Origin of the sequence: Methylomonas rivi, from assembly GCF_024505165.1 — a bacterium.
Classification (GTDB): domain Bacteria; phylum Pseudomonadota; class Gammaproteobacteria; order Methylococcales; family Methylomonadaceae; genus Methylomonas; species Methylomonas rivi.
The window spans coordinates 1-13,602 of record NZ_JANIBK010000035.1 but is presented as its reverse complement, the minus strand read 5'-3'; the positions used below and the strand labels follow the sequence as shown (position 1 = coordinate 13,602).

The window sequence follows — 13,602 nt, the reverse complement described above, 5'->3', positions numbered from 1 at the left end:
TTAAGGAATATGCGTTGCGTAAAACCGGCCGTCCGGTACTATTTAAAAAGCCGGTAATCTTTGCCGGAATGACGAACTTCTTTGAGCCTCGGAGGCCGGAATAAGCCGATAGGCGTTTCCGGCGATTGGAGATTTGCCGGAAACGCTTCCGCTTATTCGGGTTCGCGCGGCTTACAAATCCTGGCTATTCAAATACTCTTCGTAATTGCCGTTGAAATCGACGATGCCGTTGGGGGTTAGTTCGATGATGCGGGTGGCCAGCGACGAAACGAATTCGCGGTCGTGGCTGACGAAAATCAGCGTGCCGGGATAGTGCTCCAAGGCGCTGTTCAACGATTCGATCGATTCCATGTCCAAATGGTTGGTGGGTTCGTCCAGCACCATGATATTGTTTTTTTGCAACATCAATTTGCCGAACAGCATGCGGCCTTGCTCGCCGCCCGAAAGCACTTTGACGGATTTATGGATTTCGTCCTGCGAAAACAGCAAGCGGCCCAGCGTACCGCGGATGGTCTGGTCGTCGTCGGATTCTTTTCTCCATTGCCCCATCCAGTTGATCAGCGACAAGTCCTCGGCAAAATCCTCGGCGTGGTCCTGGGCGTAATAGCCGATGTCGGCATTTTCCGACCATTTCACTTCGCCGCTGTCGGGCGTTAGATCACCGACCAGGGTTTTCAGCAAGGTGGATTTGCCGATACCGTTGGGACCGATTACCGCCACCCGTTCGCCGACCGGAATCATCAGATTCAGGCTTTTGAATAAGGGTTCTTCGCCATAGCCCTTGCTCAAGTCGGTGACTTCCAACGCCAGACGGTGCAGCTTTTTGGTTTGATCGAAGCGGATAAACGGATTCACCCGGCTGGACGGTTTGACCTCGTCCAGTTTGATTTTTTCCAGCTGGCGGGCCCGCGAAGTGGCTTGCTTGGCTTTGGAGGCGTTGGCGGAAAAACGGGCCACGAAGGTTTGCAGTTCGGCAATCTGGGCTTTTTTCTTGGCATTGCCGGCCAGAAGGCTTTCGCGCACCTGGGTCACGGCGGTCATGTAATCGTCGTAATTGCCTGGATACACCCGTAGCTCACCGTAATCCAGATCGGCCATGTGGGTGCAGACGCTGTTCAGAAAATGCCGGTCGTGTGAAATGATGATCATGGTGCTTTCGCGCTCGTTGAGCACGTTTTCCAGCCAGCGGATGGTGTTGATGTCCAGGTTGTTGGTCGGTTCGTCCAGCAGCATGATGTCCGGGTCGGCGAACAGGGCTTGCGCCAGCAGCACCCGCAATTTCCAGCCCGGCGCCACCGCGCTCATCGGGCCGCCGTGTTGTTCCAGCGGAATGTCCAGGCCCAGCAGCAATTCGCCGGCCCGCGACTCGGCGGTATAGCCACCGAATTCGGCGAACACCGATTCCAGCTCGGCGGCGCGCATGTAATCGTCCTCGCTGGCTTCCAGGTTGGCGTAAATGGCGTCGCGTTCCGACATGGCCGCCCACATTTCGGCGTGGCCCATCATCACCACATCCAGCACCCGGTAGTCTTCGTAAGCGAATTGGTCCTGGCGCAAGATACCCAGGCGTTCGTTGGGGGTGACGCTGACGTTGCCGGCGGAAGGTTCCAAATCGCCGCTGAGAATTTTCATCAGCGTGGACTTGCCGCAGCCGTTGGCGCCGATCAAACCGAAGCGGTTGCCGTTGCCGAATTTGACGGAAATGTTTTCAAACAGGGGCTTGGCCCCGAATTGCATGGTGATGTTGGCGGTAGAAATCAAGAGTGTGTCCGAGAATTGGCTGGCGCGGCGCGGCAATCGGCAAACAAAAAATGCCGTAAAGCAAAGCGCCGCGATAAAAAGTTGCAAATTTTAACAGAGATCGGCAAGCGATTTTCGATTGAAAATGTCGGGCAGGGTGAATCCGCCGGAATTTCCGAATCATAAACGTGGATATTGAAAAGTTAACGTTCTGTTACGAGGGAAATTTAATCGGTCATTGAACTTCCGCATGCGGCGTTTTGCGATATCGAGGCTAAAAACATAACAACTTCGCGCGTGTTTTGCTTGATTGAAAGTCCCTGGCTCTACCGCCACGGGGTAAAAATGCAACAAGTTCAGGCGAAATTTTGCTGAAAGCTTTGTAATCTAATGAGATTTTAAAAGGCGGAAGGGAGGCTTCCGCCCTTGGAAATTATGTTCTAAGCGGTGCGCTTGGCGTTGACGAGTAATCCGCTCAATCCCGCAACAAAAAGCATTAACGCGCTAGGGAGGGGAACTGGCGCCGTTTGGAAAAAACCGGAATCGCTAGTTACTCGAATACTGTTGTCAGGCAACGGGTTGCCGTTCAAGTCGGTAAGAATCAAGTTGATAACGGCAGTATGACTAAAATCCCCGGAAGCGTTTATACCTGGGTCGAGCTGCAAAATCGAGAACTGTAAGGATGTGTCCAAATCGAACACGGCATCTCCCTGAAATTGATACTGGGCCGACAGCACATCTTGAACGCTCCCGGATGAAGTATAGTTTTGAAAGTCGAATGATTGCAGTTGGCCCACCGGCGTAATAACCAAACCGGCGGCCGCGCGGGATATGCTGCCGTCAATTGTCAGTAGTCCGTCCACAACCATATCGATAGTGACCAGATAGGGGGCCGTAATTTGGGGCGACAGGGTAATCGTATCGACATATCTAGCGAAAGTGCTCAGCAAACCTAGTTCTACGCTATCCAGTACATCACCGGTATTATTTTCCAGAGAGCCCGAAATCTGTAGTTTTGGAACCGTGCTGTCTACACGGGCCAGATATCGCCAAAGCCCGTTATTATCCGAATCGGCGACTGAAATAGCCGAACGATTAAACTCGGGCGTACCGGTTTCGACATCGGTTTGATTCGACTCGAACACGGCGTCGCCATTTGCATCCACCCTGCCCGTCACACGCATTTGCGGCGCCGCCTGCGAAAGAGAGGTAAATCCGGAAAGCGCTAAGGCAATGATTAAAGCAGTAGCTTGTATTTTCATGGTTAGCCTCCTGAGAAAGCATTATGGTTATGATTGGGCGGTTGCAATGCAACAGCATAAAAAGTAGGGAAGTGCGCATGAAGTTGGTAACCGAGGATAGACGCTACTTAAAATATAATAAGGCGTCAAGTTAGGGAATGATTAAAATTCAAGGGTTCGTTAGGTTTTTGGAAGCCGAATTTCAATTCGGTGTTTAGGAGGGAGTTCGCCTTGACGAAAAGGCTCGGTTTATAGCGTAAGCATTTGGCAAGAAACAATAAAAATGGAGGCGGCCCCCAGCTTGTTCTAATGGATTGCCAGTCTTGCTTTTGACTGACGTCGCCGGCTAGGCGCTTTCGCTATGTTGCCGGAGCAGGGGATGCAATTTTGCTTATTCATGAACTGCTTCCAGCGGCCCTCGTTTAAATCGGAAATATTTCTCGATTACGGTTTTACTCTTGCTGCCATGCTTGTTCGGCATGGCAGCAAGAGGAGGTTTAGCTTTTTATATGGTAGGGGTAATCGGTATAGCCTTCCACGCCGCTGCTGTAAAAGGTTGCCGGGTTAGGGGTGTTCAGCGGGGCGCCGAGTTTGATGCGTTCGGGCAGGTCTGGATTGGCCAGAAAGCTGCCGCCGAATGCAACCGCGTCCAATTGCCCGGCGGCGATGGCCGCCGCGGCTTCGTCGGCGCTGTATCCCATATTGCCTAATATCACCCCGGCGAAATGCTTGCGTATCGGCGTCATGATGTCGCCGGTTTGCTCGGACAGAAAGTCGCCGCGCATCACGTGCAAATAGGCCAGGCCGAAGCCGTTCAGCTGTTTTGCCAGCCAGGCGGAAAGACCCGCGGGGTCGCTGTCCCGCATGCTGTTGTAACTGTTCAGTGGCGAGATTCTCAGGCCCACGCGTTGATTGCCGATGGCGGCGGTAACCGCTTCGATGACTTCAAGCAACAGCCGGGCCCGGTTCTTTAGCGGGCCGCCGTAATTGTCACGGCGTTGATTGCTGCCGTCGCGTAAGAATTGGTCCAATAAATAACCGTTGGCGCCGTGAATTTCCACCCCATCGAACCCCGCCGCGATGGCATTGCGGGCCGCTTGGGCGAAGCCGTCCGCGATGGCCGGAATTTCATGCTCCGCCAACGGGCGCGGCACGGTATACGATTTTTTTCCCTCCGGTGTGTGCACCTCGTCGTTAGTGATGGCAATCGGGCTGGGCGCTACTGGTTCAGCGCCGTTGTTCAACAACGGGTGGCAGGCGCGGCCGCCGTGCCATATTTGCAAAAAGATTCTACCGCCGGCGGCATGTACCGCGTCGGTGACGCGGCGCCAGCCGTCTATCTGCGCGGCGGAATAAATACCCGGTTCGGTACCGAACGCGGAATGCCCGGCCATGACCATGGTGGCTTCGGCAATCAGCAAGCCGGCGCCGGCGCGCTGGGCGTAGTGCTCCGCCATCAAGGCGGTGGGTACGTGTTCGGCGTCCGCCCGGCAACGGGTCAACGGCGCCATTAAAATACGGTTGGGTAGCGTCAGTTCGCCTAGTTGTAAAGGCTGAAATAGGTGGTTCATGGGTGGTTTGCTCCTGTTGGATCGGTAAATGGGGTTTCCGGTCGGGCCGACGTTAGCCGGCCCGTTCTATAGTCTTCGATAGCCTGCTGAATTTGTGCCGGGGTATTCATGACGAACGGCCCGTGCTGAACGATAGCCTGCCGCAACGGTACACCGGACACCAGCAGGATGCGGCTCTCTTGTTGCGCCCGCATGCGGACGCCGTCCGCTTCGGGGTCGTTGGTCAAAACAGCCAGCCGGCCCAGGGCGACCGCTTGGCCGTCTACCGCTACTTCGCCCCGATAGACCGCGAAAAAAGCCGTATTCGCCGCCGGCAAACGTTGGCTGAAGCCGCTGCCGGCCGGCATATGGATATCCAGGATCGTCGGTTCGGTGACGGGGCGTTGTATCGCGCCCGCCAGCCCGTGGCTAATGCCGGCGATGACCCGCACGGCCACGGCGTCCGCTGTAACCAGTTCCGGCAGCTGCCGTCGATTGACATCGCGGTAGGCGGCCGGTTGCATTTTGGCGTCCGCCGGCAAGTTGATCCACAGTTGAAAGCCTTCCAAAAGCCCGTCTTGCTGTTCCGGCATTTCGGAATGGATGATGCCGCGGCCGGCCGTCATCCATTGAATGCCGCCGGCTTCCAGCAAGCCTTGGTGGCCGGCGTTATCGCTATGCCGCATGCGGCCGGCAATCAAGTAGGTCATGGTCTCGAAGCCCCGGTGCGGATGGTCCGGAAATCCGGCGATGTAGTCCCGTGGGGAATCGCTGCCGAAAGCGTCCAGCATTAAAAAAGGGTCCAGTCTTTGCTGCAGCGCTGGGCCGAACAGCCGGGTCAATTTTACGCCGGCGCCATCGGACGTTACCTGGCCGATCAGCTGTTGTTCGATAGCGCGGCTGTTCAGCACGGTGTCGGCAATAGGTTGGGATGTGTTCATGGCGGTCACCCTGGGTTGATTGGAATGCGGTTACACTATATTCCGCTACAAAATCGAACGGTAGCCCTTGAAATGAATAACAGTGTTCCGCTGGGGGAACGATTGATGCCTATAGAACCTAACGACCTGTGGCTGTTTGCCAAAATTGCCGACATCGGCAGCTTTTCCAAAGCCGGCGAGGCTGTCGGTTTGCCCAAATCCACGCTGTCGCGCCGGATCGGCCGGTTGGAAAAGCAATTGGGGGAACGTTTGTTCCAGCGCACGACGCGGCAATTGAATCTGACCGAATTCGGTTCGAAATTGCTGCAACACGGCCGGCGGATCGGCGAAGACACCGACGCCGCGGTGGCGTTGGCCCAGCATCGGCAATTACAGCCTAGCGGGGTGCTGCGGGTGTCGATGCCGAACGACTTTGCCAATTTGGTGTTGCTGCCGTTGTTGACGGAATTCATTTCAAGCCATCCGGCCATTACCCTGGAGATCGATTTATCGGCCCGGCGGGTGGATTTATTGGGCGAGCAGTACGATTTGGTGATCCGCATGGGCGATTTGCCGGACGATACCGCTCTGGCGGCCAAACCCGTTTATCGCTACGCTTGGGCGCTTTATGCGTCGAATGAATACCTGGCCTTGCATGGCGCGCCGGAGCAGCCGGATGATTTACGCCAACACGGCATGCTGCAATTATTGGCCCGGCAGCGCGAATCGCAGACATTTCGTTTAACCCGGGGCGACAAAACCTGGTCGGGCAGTTTGCCGGCCAAAGTGGCCGCTAATTCGCCGGAGCTGTTGGTAAAGTTGGCCCGGCAACACTTGGGCATTGCGGCTGCACCGACGGTATACGCCAACGCCTATGTCAAGGGCGGTCAGTTGGTGCGGGTGTTGCCTGAATGGGAGTTTCCTCCCGTCACCGCGTGGGCCGTGTTTCCCGGCGGGCGCTTAATGCCCGGCAAAACCCGGGCCTTGCTGGACTTTTTGGACGCCGGCTTGCGCGAACTGGGTTAAGGTACGCTCGGCCCCTTCATTCCTGCGGCCCGGCCGTAAGGGATAAGCCGGGCTGCGCGGCACGGGTCCGCCGGCTTAAATCTTGAATTTGCCGACCGCCGTGCGCATATGGCCGGCCAGTTCTTCCAGGTGCTTGGCCTCGCGAGCGGCTTGCTCGGCGGCGGTATTGTTGGCTTTGGCCATTTGCGCAACCTGTTCAATATTGCCGGCAATGTCGTTGCTGGCGGTATTTTGGTCTAATAAGGCGGCGGAAATATTGTTCACCACTTCAACCACCTTGGACGATTCGACTTTTATTTCATTGATGGCGTCGCCGGCTTGCCGGGCAATCACCGCGCCTTCGTCGGCTTTACCGACGGCTTCGCCCATGGCGATAATGGCAAGTTGGGTGCTTTTCTGCATGGACTCGATCATTTGAGAGATTTCTTCCGTGGCGTTGGTGGTGCGCTTGGCCAGATTGCGCACTTCATCCGCCACGACCGCAAAGCCGCGGCCTTGTTCGCCGGCCCTGGCCGCTTCGATCGCGGCATTCAGCGCCAACAGGTTGGTTTGGTCGGCTACGGCTTTAATGACTTGGACGACGGACGAAATTTGGCGGGATTGTTGTCCCAACGCTTCGATGGTGCCGGAGGTTTTTTGAACGCTGGCCGCAATTTGCAGCATGGCGGCGGCCGCGTTATGGATGATGTCGCCGCCTTGGTGGGATAAAGTCCCCGATTTGCATGAAATATCCAGCGCCACTTGGGCGTTATCGCTTAACTGGCCTATGTTGGCATTCACTTGGTCTATCGTGGTCGCGATCGAGGTGGCGGCGGCGCTTTGCTGGCGGGAACCGACAACCGTTTGGGCGGACGCCGCCGAAAGCGATTGCGCTGCTTGGGCAACCTCGTTGGCATCTTCCAATAGTTCCGTCAGCATTTTTTGCAAACTCATGATTAAACCGTTAAAAGTTTGGGCGGTTTCAGCAATCTCATCATGGCCGCCGGTATTGAGCCTGAGGGTAAAGTCGCGGCCGTTCTTGATTTGCAGCATCATTTTTTGCAGATCCGATAAAGGCAGGGTGACTGACCGCGAGATCAGCAAAGCCACCGCTATCGTCAAGGCCACGGTCAACGCCAATACCGTCCACAGCAGCCGGGTAGCGCTGCCGATTTGTCGGTTGGCCGCGGCTTCGTCCTCGGCAACCCGCAGGTTGGCGATTTGCACGACCCGGTCGATGCCGGCGCGATGGTTTTCGTAAGCCGCTTCCATTTTGGCAAGGGCGGAGGCCGCCGCTTCGCTATCGCTGGTTTGTAATGCGGGCACGAATTCGCCGAAGGCTATGTCGTAAAACAGTACGGCAGGCTCATGGGCTTGGCGTATAAATGTCTCGCGGAGCTGGGCGGTTAAGTTTGCATGGGCCCAAAATTCATGGCGGGCGTTATACTCCGTTTGCAGGTTTCTCAGGCGTTGAATCAGACCGTTTTGGTCGTGCTTGCCGCCGGCGGCAAGCTGCAAACCGACCAGATAGGATTCGATGATGTATTCGGGCGGCGGCAAGATGTCGGCGACCAAGTCCTTACCTTGCACGATTTGCCGATAGGTGGGGCCGGTGATTTTAAGTTCGTTCAGAGTTTTGAAGGACCAGAGCCCGTAAACGGCAAAACCCGCTACAACACAGAGGGTTAATAAGGCGAAACGATACGCCAGGCTGAGCGAACCTAAAAATTTCATCACAATGTCCTTTTTAAAAGTTATTATCGATAAAGGTTATGAATTGCTGTCCAGTATTTATTTTGGGGGTGCCGGGACAAAAGGTTTGGTAAGGATCGGCGTTCGGAATCTAGCGAACAGGTTATGTATTATAGGGCGTCTTTAAAAAAACATCCGGCGGGCGCTTAGCGGTTTAAATGCCGAATTTAGGTTTAAACAGGATATGTCCCGCGTAATGGCGCACGCGTATTGAACTCCGGAGCACGGCTTATGCGGAAACTGGTTATTTACAATCACGGCAAGGACAGTATTCCTTGGGGCGAAAAGCCGTTGGGATTGGCGGAGGTGGCCCGGCAACACGGCTACATGTTTATAAGCCCCGATTACCAGGACAGCAACGATCCGGAAGCGCGGGTCGATAAATTGTTGAGCCTGGATGTTTCCGCCTACCGAACCATCGTGTTGGCGGGCTCCAGCATGGGGGCTTATGTGGCGGCCGTGGCGGCGGAACGGCTCAAGCCGGCCGGTTTGTTTTTAATCGCTCCGGCTTTTTATTTACCGGGTTATGCTCGTAACGACTTCAAACCCGGAACAGCCGAGATAGAAGTTTTTCATGGTTGGCGGGATGACGTGGTGCCGCCGGAAAATGCCTGGCGGTTTTGCCAATCCCACCGGGCATCCTTGCATATGCTGGACGGCGATCATCGTTTGTTGAGCGTGTTACCGCAAATGGCCGCCGCTTTCGATGCATTTTTAACCCGTTGCGATAAAGGTTAATCCGATGAGCGACTATAAAAAATACCATTGCATGGAATGCGAACATATTTATGACGAGGCCAAGGGCGACCCCGACAGCGGTATTGCGCCCGGTACGCGTTGGGAAGACATACCGGAGGATTGGGCCTGTCCTATTTGCGGGGCGCCCAAAAGCTTTTTCAAGTTATTGGTTTATTGATGTGCCGCCGGTATGACAGATGCGTCGGCAGAGTGCCGCGCGGCAGGGTGCGGCATTTATAAGTTATTGTCATAGCTTATTTTTGTCGGTTGCGCATGCGGTTTGCTTGGTTTTCTTTAAAACCCGGCGCTGGAGTAAAGCCATGAAAACCTTACATCAAGAACAAACCGAACTTGCCCATGCGGCATTTTTAGACGCATTAAGCGGCGAATTCATTGCCCGTACCGGTTACGGCGCGTATGTGCATTTAAATCCTTTCGACATTCACCAGTTATTCAAGGATTATTTGAAACACGGCATGCCGATTCGCGAATACGTCAAACAAAGCGTCAAAGCTTATTTATCAGCCTGAGGCCGGACGCCAGGGTATCGTGGGACAGGGCGGTCTTGCGGGCCGCGGCCATCCGGCGGTTGCCAGCGGTTTTTCTAAGCCGGGCAGGACGGTGTTACAATAGCCGCTTCCAGAACGACTTACGAATTGCAATCATGATGTTATCTTTCCGTTCAACAGCGAGCCTTTTTGTTGGGCTGTATTTGTTGCTGGCTGTGCAGGTATTGCATGCGGCCGGCCCGATTTTCACCCCGGCCGCGCCCAGCGTCGCCGCCTCCAGCTATTATTTGATGGATTTTAACAGCGGCCGTATTCTGGCCGAAAAAGAGGCGGATAAACGGGTGGCGCCGGCCAGTTTGACCAAAATCATGACGGTGTATGTGGTGTTTCGCGAATTGAAATCCGGACATTTAAGCCTGGACGAAAAAGTCACCGTCAGCCAGAACGCTTGGGAAACCGGCGGTTCCAAAATGTTTATCGAAGTCAATAAGCAGGTGCCCGTGCAGGACTTGCTGCAAGGCGACATCATCCAGTCGGGCAACGATGCCAGCGTGGCCTTGGCCGAACACGTGGCCGGCAGCGAACAAACCTTTGCCACCATGATGAACGAGCAAGCTTCCCGCCTGGGCATGGTGAACAGCCATTTCGAAAACAGCACCGGCTTGCCGACCCCCAACCACTACAGCAGCGCGCACGATCTGGCCTTGTTGGCGCAAGCCTTGATCAGCGAGTTTCCGGATTATTACCGCTGGTTTTCGCAAAAGGAATTTACCTTTAACAACATCACCCAGAAGAACCGCAATCAGTTGCTGTGGCGGGACGAGACTGTAGACGGCGTCAAAACCGGTTTTACCGACGATGCCGGCTATTGCATGGTGGCCTCCGCAAAACGCGAAGACATGCGCTTGATTTCGGTGGTAATGGGTACTTCCAGCCCCAATGCGCGCGCCAACGAAAGCCAGTCCTTGTTGAATTACGGTTTCCGTTTCTTCGAAACCCACAGGCTGTACGAGGCCGGTGCCGCATTGACGGAAGCCCGGGTCAGAAAAGGCGAAACCTCCAAATTGTCGGTAGGGGTCGCGGAAGATGTTTATGTCACCGCGCCGCGTAAGCATTTTAACGAATTAAAAGCCGAATCCCAGCTGGATAAGGCCATTATGGCGCCCATCAACAAAGGCGATACCGTGGGCAGTTTGAACGTGACACTGGCGGGCGAGACCATACTCAGCAAGCCGCTGGTGGCCATGGACAGCATCGCCGAGGGCGGGTTTTTCCGCCGCTTATATGATGCCGTTTTAGTTTTATTGGAGCGCTAATGTCCAACACGGTATATTTAAACGGTGAATATTTGCCGTTGGCGGACGCAAAAATTTCGGTACTGGACCGCGGCTTTTTGTTCGGCGATGGGGTCTATGAAGTGATCCCGGCCTATGCCGGATGTCTGTTCCGGTTTGAAGACCATATCGCGCGCCTGAACAACAGTTTGCTGGAAATCCGTTTGGACCTGCACAAAAGCGTGGCCGAGTGGCGGGCGATTTTTCAGCCCATGCTGGACAGCGGCAAGGACGAATATATTTATCTGCAAATCACCCGCGGCTGTGCGCCCAAGCGCGATCACGGCTTTCCGGAGCAGGTGGTGCCGACCGTGTTTGCCATGTGTTCGGAAATCAAGCCGTTTACCGGCCGGGTCACGGGCGTCAAAGCCGTAACACTGGTCGATACCCGCTGGCAGAAGTGTCATGTCAAGGCGACCGCGCTGCTGGCGCATTTGTTGTTGCGCCAGGAAGCCCTGGATCAGGATTGCGCGGAAGCGATACTGGTCAGAAACGGTTACGTCACCGAAGGCGCGGCCAGCAATCTGTTTGCGGTGATCGACGGTGAACTGATTACGCCGCCCAACAGTCACGAGATCCTGCCGGGTATTACCCGCGATGTGATTTTGGAATTGGCCGAAGCCAACGCTATAGCCTGCAAGGAAGACGTGATTGCCGTGGAGGCCCTGCAGAACGCCAGCGAAATCTGGGTGACCAGTTCCACCCGCGAAATCGTGCCGGTGATTGAACTGGACGGTCAACCCGTCGGTTTAGGTAAACCCGGGCCGGTATTCCACAAAATGGACCAGTTGTTACAAGCGTATAAGCAATCCTTAGCATGAGCGAAACAGAAAGCCTCTTAGAGTTTCCCTGCCAGTTCGCCATCAAGGCCATGGGCAAAACCAGCGCCGATTTCGATGCAATCGTGGTGGAAATCGTGCGGCGGCATGTCGGCGATATCCGCGAAGGCGCCGTCAGTTCGCGGCCCAGCAAGGCCGGTACCTACACCTCGGTGACGGTGATGATAGAAGCGACCAGCCGCGAGCAGCTGGACGCCATCTATCAGGGATTGACCGACCATCCCGATGTGCTGGTGGCATTGTAGCGAGCCGGTGAAGCCGCAAACCGTCCTCAGGCAATTGGGCTTGCGGGATTATCAAACCGTTTGGCGGGACATGCAGCGCTTTACTGCGGAACGCACTGAAGCAACGCCCGATGAAATCTGGATTACCGAGCATCCGCCGGTTTTTACGTTGGGTTTGAACGGTAAACACGAGCATGTATTGCAGGCAAGCGATATTCCGTTAATCCAGACCGACAGAGGCGGGCAGGTGACTTACCACGCGCCCGGCCAGCTGGTGGTTTATTTTTTGGCCGATTTGCGCCGTTTGGCCATCGGCCCCCGCCAGGCCGTGACCTTGTTGGAACAGGCCATGATAATCGCGCTGGCGCAATACGGTGTGCGGGCGAAGGCCAGGGCGGACGCGCCCGGCGTGTATGTGGAAGGTAAAAAAATCGGCGCCCTGGGGATGAGAATAAAACGAGGTTGCAGTTACCACGGATTAAGTTTGAATAACGCCATGGATTTAACGCCGTTTAGTTACATCAATCCCTGCGGTTATGCCGGCCTGGAAGTCACCCGACTGGCCGATCTCGGCGTACGCATACAGACTCGCGAACTGGCGGTGCCGGTTGTTCATCACCTTATCAAGGCCATAGAATCATGACGCTGAATAGCCTTAAAGACATCAACGCACCGTCCCGCGCGACGCCCGAAACCCATCAACGCAACGCCGACAAATTGTCGCGGATACCGGTCAAGGTCGAAAAGCCGGAAGCTCTTTTGCGCAAGCCGGACTGGATCCGCATCAAGTTGCCAGCCGGCGAAAAAGTCAATCAAATCAAACAAACGCTGCGAGAAAACCGCCTGCATACCGTCTGCGAGGAGGCGGCTTGTCCTAACCTGGGCGAGTGTTTCAGCCACGGCACCGCCACCTTCATGATTATGGGCGACCTGTGCACCCGCCGCTGCCCGTTCTGCGACGTCGCCCACGGCAAACCGCAAGTGCTGGATGCCGATGAGCCCGATAATCTGGCCAATACCATCGCGGCGATGGCGTTGAAATACGTGGTGGTTACCTCGGTCAACCGCGACGATTTGCGCGACGGCGGGGCCGGGCACTTTGCCGCCTGTATTGCCGCGATCCGTCTGCGGTCCCCGGCCACCACCATTGAAGTGTTAACGCCGGATTTTCGCGGGCGCATGGAAACCGCATTGCGGATTTTGCAACAACAGCCTTGCGATGTGTTCAACCATAATCTGGAAACCGTGCCGCGGCTGTATCCGGAAGCCCGGCCCGGCGCGGATTACCAAACCTCGTTGCAATTATTGCAGCGCCATAAACAATTGCTACCGAAGGTGCCCACCAAATCGGGTTTGATGCTGGGCATAGGCGAGACCGAAGACGAAGTCGTGCAGGTGTTGAAAGACTTGCTGGCGCACGGTTGCGGCATGTTGACCCTGGGCCAATACTTGCAGCCCAGCAAAGAGCATCTGGCGGTAAAGGAATATATCCACCCGGATCAATTCAAGCGTTATGCCGAGATTGCTCGCGGCCTGGGTTTTCAACAGGTCGCCAGCGCCCCGCTGGTGCGCTCGTCCTATCACGCCGATTTGCAGGCCGCGGGCGTTATCGAATAGCAAACAACCCTATACCGTAAAAGCATGAACCCAGATTTCGATCCGTCGCCGGCGGCGTCGGCATCCAGCAAAGCCGGCGCATGGGCTTGGCGGGGCCCGGTAATAGTATTGACGCTGCTCGCCGCGGCCGGTT

The 13,602-nt window shown here is 55.5% G+C and carries 14 protein-coding genes; 9 read left to right on the top strand and 5 right to left on the bottom strand.

Going from position 1 to position 13,602, the window contains the following annotated elements:
- Positions 1–171: 171 nt before the first annotated feature.
- The 4 genes from NP596_RS08845 to NP596_RS08830 all read right to left on the bottom strand — a co-directional run bounded on the left by NP596_RS08845 (position 172) and on the right by NP596_RS08830 (position 5,472).
- Entirely contained in the window at positions 172–1,761 is a 1,590-nt protein-coding gene (locus NP596_RS08845) for an ABC-F family ATPase (RefSeq protein ID WP_256614956.1), read from the bottom strand.
- Positions 1,762–2,180: 419 nt separating this feature from the next.
- Positions 2,181–3,002 (bottom strand): hypothetical protein, encoded by an 822-nt coding sequence (locus NP596_RS08840; protein ID WP_256614955.1) that lies wholly within the window; start codon positions 3,000–3,002, stop codon positions 2,181–2,183.
- A 476-nt stretch (positions 3,003–3,478) separates the two neighbouring features.
- Positions 3,479–4,552: an alkene reductase gene (locus NP596_RS08835; RefSeq protein WP_256614954.1), complete on the bottom strand. Its 1,074-nt coding sequence runs from the start codon at positions 4,550–4,552 to the stop codon at positions 3,479–3,481.
- Positions 4,549–5,472, bottom strand: coding sequence for a pirin family protein (locus NP596_RS08830; protein ID WP_256614953.1), 924 nt, complete (start codon positions 5,470–5,472; stop codon positions 4,549–4,551). Before NP596_RS08830 ends, NP596_RS08835 begins: the two co-directional genes overlap by 4 nt.
- A 105-nt stretch (positions 5,473–5,577) precedes the next feature.
- On the opposite strand from NP596_RS08830, the gene NP596_RS08825 reads away from it, so the two are divergent.
- A complete protein-coding gene (locus NP596_RS08825) occupies positions 5,578–6,477 on the top strand; it encodes a LysR family transcriptional regulator (RefSeq protein ID WP_256614951.1) in 900 nt (299 codons plus the stop codon).
- A 75-nt stretch (positions 6,478–6,552) separates the two neighbouring features.
- Here the strand turns inward: NP596_RS08825 and NP596_RS08820 are convergent, their stop codons facing one another.
- Positions 6,553–8,190 (bottom strand): methyl-accepting chemotaxis protein, encoded by a 1,638-nt coding sequence (locus NP596_RS08820; protein WP_256614950.1) that lies wholly within the window; start codon positions 8,188–8,190, stop codon positions 6,553–6,555.
- A gap of 249 nt (positions 8,191–8,439) precedes the next feature.
- Between NP596_RS08820 and NP596_RS08815 the strand changes: the two genes are divergently transcribed.
- The 8 genes from NP596_RS08815 to lipA all read left to right on the top strand — a co-directional run bounded on the left by NP596_RS08815 (position 8,440) and on the right by lipA (position 13,469).
- Positions 8,440–8,946: an alpha/beta hydrolase gene (locus tag NP596_RS08815; RefSeq protein ID WP_256614949.1), complete on the top strand. Its 507-nt coding sequence runs from the start codon at positions 8,440–8,442 to the stop codon at positions 8,944–8,946.
- 4 nt (positions 8,947–8,950) lie between these two features.
- Positions 8,951–9,124, top strand: coding sequence for a rubredoxin (locus NP596_RS08810; RefSeq protein WP_256614948.1), 174 nt, complete (start codon positions 8,951–8,953; stop codon positions 9,122–9,124).
- 142 nt (positions 9,125–9,266) lie between these two features.
- A complete protein-coding gene (locus tag NP596_RS08805; protein WP_256614947.1) occupies positions 9,267–9,476 on the top strand; it encodes a hypothetical protein in 210 nt (69 codons plus the stop codon).
- A 134-nt stretch (positions 9,477–9,610) separates the two neighbouring features.
- On the top strand, positions 9,611–10,771 hold the full coding sequence (locus tag NP596_RS08800) for a D-alanyl-D-alanine carboxypeptidase family protein (protein ID WP_256614946.1): 1,161 nt from the start codon (positions 9,611–9,613) through the stop codon (positions 10,769–10,771).
- Entirely contained in the window at positions 10,771–11,610 is an 840-nt protein-coding gene (locus NP596_RS08795) for an aminotransferase class IV (RefSeq protein WP_256614945.1), read from the top strand. Before NP596_RS08800 ends, NP596_RS08795 begins: the two co-directional genes overlap by 1 nt.
- Positions 11,607–11,873 carry a YbeD family protein gene (locus tag NP596_RS08790; RefSeq protein ID WP_256614944.1) on the top strand — a complete coding sequence of 89 codons (267 nt, stop codon included), beginning with the start codon at positions 11,607–11,609 and terminating at the stop codon, positions 11,871–11,873. The genes NP596_RS08795 and NP596_RS08790 overlap by 4 nt, the downstream gene beginning before the upstream one ends.
- 7 nt (positions 11,874–11,880) lie before the next feature.
- The gene (lipB, locus tag NP596_RS08785) at positions 11,881–12,495 is read left to right on the top strand and encodes a lipoyl(octanoyl) transferase LipB (protein ID WP_256614943.1); all 615 of its coding nucleotides are present in this window, start codon (positions 11,881–11,883) and stop codon (positions 12,493–12,495) included.
- Positions 12,492–13,469 carry a lipoyl synthase gene (gene lipA / locus NP596_RS08780; protein ID WP_256614942.1) on the top strand — a complete coding sequence of 326 codons (978 nt, stop codon included), beginning with the start codon at positions 12,492–12,494 and terminating at the stop codon, positions 13,467–13,469. Before lipB ends, lipA begins: the two co-directional genes overlap by 4 nt.
- Positions 13,470–13,602: the final 133 nt, after the last annotated feature.

Bases quoted from the DNA above. Each gene is read 5' to 3' on its own strand.
- NP596_RS08840 (WP_256614955.1), bottom strand. From the start codon at position 3,002: ATGAAAATACAAGCTACTGCTTTAATCATTGCCTTAGCGCTTTCCGGA.
- NP596_RS08835 (WP_256614954.1), bottom strand. From the start codon at position 4,552: ATGAACCACCTATTTCAGCCTTTACAACTAGGCGAACTGACGCTACCC.
- NP596_RS08830 (WP_256614953.1), bottom strand. From the start codon at position 5,472: ATGAACACATCCCAACCTATTGCCGACACCGTGCTGAACAGCCGCGCT.
- NP596_RS08825 (WP_256614951.1), top strand. From the start codon at position 5,578: ATGCCTATAGAACCTAACGACCTGTGGCTGTTTGCCAAAATTGCCGAC.
- NP596_RS08820 (WP_256614950.1), bottom strand. From the start codon at position 8,190: ATGAAATTTTTAGGTTCGCTCAGCCTGGCGTATCGTTTCGCCTTATTA.
- NP596_RS08815 (WP_256614949.1), top strand. From the start codon at position 8,440: ATGCGGAAACTGGTTATTTACAATCACGGCAAGGACAGTATTCCTTGG.
- NP596_RS08810 (WP_256614948.1), top strand. From the start codon at position 8,951: ATGAGCGACTATAAAAAATACCATTGCATGGAATGCGAACATATTTAT.
- NP596_RS08805 (WP_256614947.1), top strand. From the start codon at position 9,267: ATGAAAACCTTACATCAAGAACAAACCGAACTTGCCCATGCGGCATTT.
- NP596_RS08800 (WP_256614946.1), top strand. From the start codon at position 9,611: ATGATGTTATCTTTCCGTTCAACAGCGAGCCTTTTTGTTGGGCTGTAT.
- NP596_RS08795 (WP_256614945.1), top strand. From the start codon at position 10,771: ATGTCCAACACGGTATATTTAAACGGTGAATATTTGCCGTTGGCGGAC.
- NP596_RS08790 (WP_256614944.1), top strand. From the start codon at position 11,607: ATGAGCGAAACAGAAAGCCTCTTAGAGTTTCCCTGCCAGTTCGCCATC.
- lipA (WP_256614942.1), top strand. From the start codon at position 12,492: ATGACGCTGAATAGCCTTAAAGACATCAACGCACCGTCCCGCGCGACG.